This window comes from Streptomyces sp. MS191 (genome assembly GCF_008042125.1).
Classification (GTDB): Bacteria; Actinomycetota; Actinomycetes; order Streptomycetales; family Streptomycetaceae; genus Streptomyces.
In genome coordinates, this window is sequence record NZ_RDBI01000090.1 from 1 (window position 1) to 7779 (window position 7779).

Here is a 7779-nt window from a genome sequence, read left to right on the forward strand (position 1 = left end):
CGGACCTCGCGCAGCGTGCGCGGGTCGTCCGTGTTCGTTCCCGAGGACTTCGTGTACGCGATTTCCTCGGGCTCCGTGACGCGCCAGGCCTTCAGCGGGTCGAGGCCGTCGTCGCGGTCGCGTTTGGCGAGTTCGGTCGCGTCCAGCTTGGTGATGCTGCGCGTCAGCCAGTTGGAGTCGGCGTCGGTCGCGTTGGTGTAGGTGAGCTCCTCGGCCACGCGGCCGGCGAAGGGTTCCTTGTCCTTGGCGATCTCGGCGCCGGTGATGTCCTTCACGGACACCGTGTCGCCCATGCCGCGGAAGTAGCGGGTGACGGCCTTGGTGCGCGGGCTGTCGAGGCCGGCGATGCCTTCGCCCTCGTTGCCGTTGTCCTCGGCGGCCTTGTCCGGGCCGGTCAGGACGGTGGTCTGCTCGAAGCCGGCGAACTGCGAGTACGTGCGGGTCGACTTCTTGGTGAACTCGCCGTCGGCGAACTTCCAGCCGGCGTTCTTGTACTCGTAGGCCGTCTTCGTGCCGAAGGATCCCTCGATGTTCGGGAGTTCCTCGATGGAGGCGACGACGTACTTGTGGAACCAGTCGATGTCCTCGACCTCGGGGTCGGGGTTCCAGAACGACGGGTAGCACAGCTCCGTGTTCGACTTCAGGGCCGCGGTGTCGGTCTTGCCGGGCAGGCCGCCGGTGGCGCACTTGCCGGTGATCGGCTTGTACTTGACGACCGTCTCGCCGCCGTACTCGTTGATCACGCGCGCGATGCGCAGGCGGGAGAAGCCCGGGCGCTGCGGGTTGACCGCGAGGACGCGGTTGGGCATGTCGTCGCTGTTGGACTCGAAGCGGACCGAGTTCAGCTTGACGGAGGCGTCGGTGGAGCCGTTGCGGGCGTAGCCGGTGCGCTGGATCGACTCCAGCCACAGCGCGGTGTTCGGKCCGGTCTTCAGCTCCGCGAAGCTCTGGCTGAGCTGGTACTCGTCGACGACCTGGCGGGCGGTGGTGTCGGTGCGGCGCTGGGCGGAGGTGGTGATCTTGTCCAGGCGCTTGCGGGTCCAGAACGTCGGTCCGGCGTTCCAGCACTTCTTGCCCGACTCGCAGCGCAGGTCGGCCGGGGTGTCGAACCAGATCCGGTAGTCGCCCGGGTTCTTCGACTTGAAGTTGGTGTCGGTGCAGGTCACCGTACCGACGTCGTAGCAGCGTTCCTTGACCTCGAAGCCGATCCGCGCGGGCGCGGTGGCCGAGAAGATCGTGTCCTTGCGCTGTCCGTAGTAGATGTGGGACAGGTAGCCGTCACGGTGGTACTCCACCGGGGACTTGAAGTTGAAGTTGCGCGCGTAGTAGTTGGTGTCGCGCTTCCACCACAGCGACATGGCGTTGCCGTGGACGTCCTCGACGTAGTCGAGGTTCCAGCGCCAGGCCTGGTTGCAGTAGGAGTGGGCCCAGTCGCCGGCCTTGTAGCAGGGCTCACCGGCGTGGTTGCCATAGACCGGCGTCGCGAGGACGGAGTCGGTGTAGGGGTCGTCGGCGGCGGTGCCGTTGTCCGACCAGCCCGGCAGCTTGTTCAGGCCGAAGTGGTACCTCGTGCCGTCCTTGGTCGTGACGACCCAGTACTCGCCGTCCGCGTCCTTCATGCCCGAACGCGGGTCGGTGGAGGTGTCCTTGACCCGCTCGATCTTCGAGCCGTCGCCGTTGCCGGTGAACCACTTGCCCTTGGACTCGTCCCAGACCAGCTCGGTGGTCATGCCGCCGAGCGAGAGGGTGGCGTTCTCCGAGCCGTAGCAGAGGTCMGCGGTGCGGTGCGTGGCGTTGTTGGAGCCGGCCTTCTTGGAGTCCTGACGGCAGTTGACATACGTACGCGTGATGGAGCCCGCGTTGTAGTCCCAGCCGTCACCGATCCAGGAGGCCTGGTTGTTCGTCGACGAGGTACGCCCGTCCACGGACTGCGAGGAGTACGACAGCGCGACCTTCGGCATCAGACCGCCGGCGGTCTCCGGAGTCTGCACCTGGTACGAGTACGTGAACGCACCCGACGAGGATCCCGCCGACCACGAACCCGACGACAGCAGCGGCGACGCGGTGAAGTCACCCTGCACCGAGGAACCGGTGTCGAGGAGGCCGACGGAGTTGCCGCCGGAGGAGTCGGCGGCCTGGAGGGCACCGGTCCGCGCGGAGGCGCTGGTCGTGGTGGCCTGCGTGCCCTCGTCGAGCAGCTTGGCGACGGGGACCGTGCCCGTGAGGATCTTGCGGGCCTTGGCGTTCTTCGCGGCGGTGGTCCTGGTGGGGGCGTCCTTGGGAGCCACCATCGTGACCGTGCTGCGCAGCCGCTCGAAGGAGTCGGCGCCGTCCTTGCCGGCCATGGGCTCGACGCCGCCGTCGTCCGCGCACTCGCCCTCGGTCGGGGCGGAGTAGACGCACTCGGGCAGCAGGACCAGACCGAAGCGGTCGGCGGCCTGCGGACCGTAGAGGTCGGCGAAGGCCGTCGTGTCGACGCTCAGCGAGACCTGCGCGGCCGGGTCGACCGTCGCCGGCGGCGTGACCTTCATGACCAGACCGGAGACGCCCGCGTCCTGGGAGACCTCGGGAGCGGCCAGGCCCACGGTCCACTCACCCGCGAGGGTGGCCGCGTCCGTTCCCTCGGGCACACCGATGGCGATGGGGAGGTTCTTGTCGAGCGGAACGGTGTCGCCCGGCTGGGTCTGCGCCGTCAGCGTGGCCTTGCCGGTGTCGCCCACCCACGGGGTGACGGCCTTCGGGTCGTACGGGTCGACCGGGACCTCGGGCGCCAGGGTCAGCGCCTTCTCGGCGGTCGAGTCCCCGTCGGCCTCCGTGGCCTCGGGCAGGTCCGGCAGGTCGACCTGCGCGTTCTCCTGCTCGCGGCTCATGCCCGGGCCGGGGATGGCGAGCGCCTGCCCGCCCAGGCTCGTCACGGTCAGCGTCGAGGACAGCAGTAGGACGATCGCCGTGCGGCTTCGCCGCCGACTTCGTCGTTGTGACTCCGTCAAGGCGAGGCGTCTGCGCCCCAACCATGACAGCGAACCTGAAGCACGCATATGCGTCGACTCCCACGCAGGCAAACAGACAACGGATGAGGTGCGGAAACACCAAAGAGCACGCACCTGTCTCAGGCGCGTGCGTGCGCACTCTCTGTCATGACCGCCACACAAATCAATGCCGGAAAATGGAGTGCTCCCACATCCAAGTGAGTTGTCTCACGCCGTAGTTCGGGCCAGAGGGCGCCTCGGACGATCTTTCCGGCGGATGCGGCATACCGGCCCTTCGGGCCGATAGGGGTTCGCGAAATGCCTTAAGCAAACGCAAACATGGCCACGAGCCAAGGCTTTGCCAGGCATGCGTAACGACTTCATAAAGTTCTCATGTGTGGACGGGTTGTAGCGAGTGTGTGATCGTGTGCGCGCCCCGCGGCATGCCGTACGGGGCTGTCTGTGCTGTCCCCCATCCCCTGGTCCACACGGGAGTAGACCGCCGTGTCCGCGCCGCCTCGCCTTCTCAGCCCGTTCGTGCGCACGCGCACACGGCTGTCACTGACGCTCGGCCTTGTTCTGGCCGCGCTCACCGCTGCCCTGTTGCCCTGGTGGCAACCCGACACCCCGCCCACCGCCCACGGCGGTTCGGCGACCGAAGCGAAGCCGGCCTCGACCGGCCCGCGCGACGAGGCCACCGCGATGGCCGAGGCGCGCCGTACCCGTAAGCAGGTGCTCGTCGACACGGCGACCACCGCCACCGAGCTCACCTGGGCGCTGCCGAACGGGCAGCTGCGCACCCGGATCCACGCGCTGCCCCAGCGGGCGAAGAACGCCAAGGGCCAGTGGGCCCCGATCGACAACAAGCTGACCCGGACGAAGAAGGCCCCCCGCGGCCTCGGCATCACGCCGGCCAACCCGGCCGTCCCGGTGCGCTTCTCCAGCGGCAGCAACGACGCGACCCGGGCCGACCGCTCGTTCGCACGCGCACCGCAGCCCGGCGAGACGACGCTGGCCGAGGTCGACCTCGGCGGCCACACCATCGCCTACACCTGGCCCGGCACCCTGCCCGAGCCCGTCCTCGACGGCCCCCGCGCCCTCTACTCCGAGGTCATGCCCGGCGTCGACCTGCTGCTCGTGGCACGTGAGGAGGGCGGCTTCGGCCAGCTCCTCATCGTCAAGAACCGCCAGGCCGCCCAGAACAAGGCGCTCGCCACCGTCTCCTACGGACTGACGTCCAGGACGGCCACGTTCCGGCACGACGCCAAGGCCAGCCGCGTCCAGGTCCTCGACAAGGCGGGTAAGGAGGTCGGCACCATCCCGACCCCCTTCGGCTGGGACTCCAGCGGCCGCGATCCCGAACTCCCGCCCGGCCAGTCCACCCCCCGCACGTCGACGGCCACCCCCGCCGACGTGCTCAAGCTCTCGGGCCTCACCGGCATCGAGCCCGGCGCGCGCTCCGCCCCGCTGCCGATCCGGCTCGACGGCGAGAACACCGGCGACGCCCACCTGCGCCTGCAGACCGCCGAGACCACCCTCTTCACCGACGAGAAGGTGAAGTTCCCGGTCTTCATCGACCCGCCGCTGAACAGCGGGTACCAGGCATGGACGACGGCCTACCGCCCGTACCCGAGCAGCAGCTTCTGGAACGGCACCAACTTCTCCTCCGGCACCTCCGACGCCCGCGTCGGCTACGAGTCGGACACCGGCGGCCTCGGCCGCTCCTTCTGGCGCATGGGCTTCTCCAGCAGCTTCGAGGGCGCGACGTTCACGCGTGCGACCTTCAAGGTGCTGAACAACCACTCGTGGTCGTGCACCACCCGTGAGTTCAGTTTCTGGCTGACCGGCGCGATCTCCTCCGGCACCACCTGGAACGCGCAGCCGAGCTGGTCGACGAAGCTGGACGCGCAGTCCTTCGCGCACGGCTGGTCCTCCAGCTCCTGCCCGGACGACTACGAGGCGTTCGACGTGAAGGCCGCGGCCCAGAAGGGTGCCGACAACGGCTGGTCGAACATCACCTTCGGCATGCGGGCGACCTCCGAGTCCGACACGCAGACCTGGCGCAAGTTCCGCGCCACGTCCGCGGTTCTGGAGGGTGACTACAACCGCACGCCGACGGAGCCCACCAACGGCACGACGTCGCCCGGTGGCGACTGCGTCGTCGGTTCCCCGGGCCGGACGGTCGGCAGGACCAACCTCACCCTGAAGGCCAAGGCCACGGACGCGGACAACAACCTGAAGGGTCTGCGCTTCCGTATCTGGGAGGCCGGCACCACCGCGCCGACCGGCACCCTGGCCACCAACCTGTCCAGCGGCTACGCGTCGACCGTCGTCGTCCCCAGCACCACGATGCTGGTGGACAAGAAGACCTACTACTGGGACGTGCGCGCCGAGGACACCGTCGGTGCCGTGTCGACGTACTTCCCGGCCGGCACCACGCCGTGCGCCATCACCATCGACGGCTCCGGTCCGCCGACGCCCGTCGTCGACGAGGACACCACCCCGTTCAAGCGGGCCACGTCCGACGGCGCGACGTGGGCGACGGTGAAGTTCGGCGGCACCGGTGCCATGACGTTCAGCTCGCCGGGCGCGGCCAAGTTCAGCTACGCCTTCGACGGTCTGGACATCAAGTACGTCACCGCCGTCAACGGTTCCGCCACCGTGCCCGACCTGCGGCCTCCGCACGCCGGACCGAACTGGCTCCAGCTGTACGCCTACGACTCCCTGGGCAACCCCAGCGTCCGCGGCGACTACCTGACGTACGTCCAGCCCAAGGACAACGCCGACGGTCCCCACGACGTGGGCGGCGACAGCCAGCCGGACATCCTGGCCATCAATGCCAGCGGCAACCTGTTCTCCTACTCCGGAGGACCGGGCGGCGACCTGTACGGAAGCCTGGCCGGCTCGTACAGCACCGGCGGCAAGCTCCACCCGGCGGGCCACTGGTACGACCCGGCCACCGGCAAGGCCGCGCTGATCGCCCACTACGGGGACGTCTACCCCGGCGACGGCACGACCGACCTGTTCGCCCGCACCCCGGACGGCGGCTTCTGGCTGTACCCGGGTGACGGCTACGGCAGCTTCAACGTCGACGACCGGATCAAGGTCCGCCTGCCGGCGAACGCGCCCGCGCCGTCGACGTGGACGCAGCTCAAGGCGGTCGGCGACGTCACGGGCGACAAGCTGCCCGACCTGTTCCTGAAGGCCGGCCCCGCGTTCTGGGTGCTGTCCGGCTACACCGGCGCCACCTTCCAGACGGCCACGCTGATGAACGTGGACGCCTGGGAGCGCCGGGACATCGTCAACGTCGCCGACATCAACCTGGACAACACGCCGGACCTGCTCTGGCGGAACCTGGACAACGGCAACATGTACGTCCGCCACGGCAAGCCGGGCTCCGTCGCCGGCAGCGTCGACCTCAACTCGCTCATGCTGGCGAACAACTCCCTCAACGGGGACGTCCAGTACGGAACGAGCTGGACCGAGGCGAACGTCTCGACCGCGATCGGCATCCCGGACGTCAACGCCGACGGGATCCCGGACATCTGGGCCCGCTCGGGTGTCGACGGTCAGATGCGGGTGTACTACCCGTCGACGACCAACACCAACCCGCCGGCCAAGACGGTCCTCACGAGCGACTGGCGCACCCTCAAGGCGCTGAGCTGACGGCCGTCCGCACGACAGAAGCCCTGGTGGGCTTCGCACCACAGGAGCCCCCGGCGCCACGCGCCGGGGGCTCCCCCGTCTCTCCGCCCGCTCCGTTCCGCTCCCGCCCGCCGTCCGCGGGCCGGCGGGCGATCGGCCGGTGGTCAGCCGCCGATCGGCTTGCGCATCTCGGCGCGCACCTTGGCGGTGGTCTCGGCGAGCGCGGCCAGGTCGACGGTCTTCGGGTCGGCGGTGGCCGACTCCGTGGTGACGACGGCGACGAAGGAGGCGGTGTTGTCGTCGCCCCAGGCGCACATGGGGAGGGTGGTGCTGCCCATGACGTCCTTGGACCGGGTCACCTGGCAGGTGACGGTCACGTCCGCGCCGGCCGGGGTGAAGTCCTTGGGCGGCACGGCGAGGGTGGACTGCTTGTCGACGGCGCCCTTGAGGATCGCGTCCCGGGCACCCTCGGGGTCCCGCAGCCGGCCGGAGAAGCCGGAGACGACGAGGACGGCGTCCTTCTCGCCCGTGTACTGGGCGATGGCCGCCTTGGCGTCCTTCACGGAGGGGTCGTAGGTCTCCTCGACCTCCTTGCCCTCGGTCTCCGAGGCGTCCTTGGTGAGCTCGTACTCGCCGTCCAGCAGCGTCTTGGGCACGACGAGGCGGTGCGTGGCCTCGGGGAACGAACTCAGGGCGTCGGCGCCGGACATGACACGGGAGCCGGCGTAGCCGAGCCCGGCGACCACGACCACGGATCCGAGCACGATGCCGACGATCGCCCCCGTCGACATCTTCTTCTTCGGCGGCGGCCCCATCGGCGGCTGCCCCCACGCCCCCTGGCCCTGCGGAGCTCCCGGGTACTGCTGCGGGAAGCCGTGCGGGGCCGGCGGCCCGTAGGGGCCGGGCTGCTGCGGAGGCGGCACCTGGCCGGCGTACGGGTTGTGGGGCGGGGGGTTGTACGGAGGCGGCATGGTCATGCCGGGCACGCTACGTCACGGCGAGCAGGGCGCGATGGTCTGCGCGGCCCGGATCGTCGAGTCCGTTCCCGACCTGGACGCCAAGTTCTACTCCGCGACGCAGACGATGGACGAGGCCCGGCACGCCGAGATCTACGGCCGCTTCCTGCACGAGAAGATCGGGATGCTCTACCCGATCAACGACAACC

Annotated in this window: 2 protein-coding genes and 2 pseudogenes; 2 read left to right on the top strand and 2 right to left on the bottom strand. The window is 69.4% G+C overall.

The annotated features are described in order from the left end of the window. Positions 1-2915 (bottom strand): annotated as a pseudogene (locus EAO71_RS35115) (sugar-binding protein); the annotation flags it as partial. Between the two features lie 558 nt (positions 2916-3473). Here EAO71_RS35115 and EAO71_RS35120 point away from each other — a divergent pair. Further along, on the top strand, positions 3474-6635 hold the full coding sequence (locus EAO71_RS35120) for a DNRLRE domain-containing protein (RefSeq protein ID WP_147981882.1): 3162 nt from the start codon (positions 3474-3476) through the stop codon (positions 6633-6635). Between the two features lie 143 nt (positions 6636-6778). Here the strand turns inward: EAO71_RS35120 and EAO71_RS35125 are convergent, their stop codons facing one another. Further along, positions 6779-7591, bottom strand: coding sequence for a hypothetical protein (locus tag EAO71_RS35125; protein ID WP_147981883.1), 813 nt, complete (start codon positions 7589-7591; stop codon positions 6779-6781). 16 nt (positions 7592-7607) lie between these two features. Here EAO71_RS35125 and EAO71_RS35130 point away from each other — a divergent pair. Continuing rightward, positions 7608-7779 (top strand): annotated as a pseudogene (locus tag EAO71_RS35130) (ferritin-like domain-containing protein); the annotation flags it as partial.

Bases quoted from the DNA above. Each gene is read 5' to 3' on its own strand.
- EAO71_RS35125 (WP_147981883.1), bottom strand. From the start codon at position 7,591: ATGACCATGCCGCCTCCGTACAACCCCCCGCCCCACAACCCGTACGCC.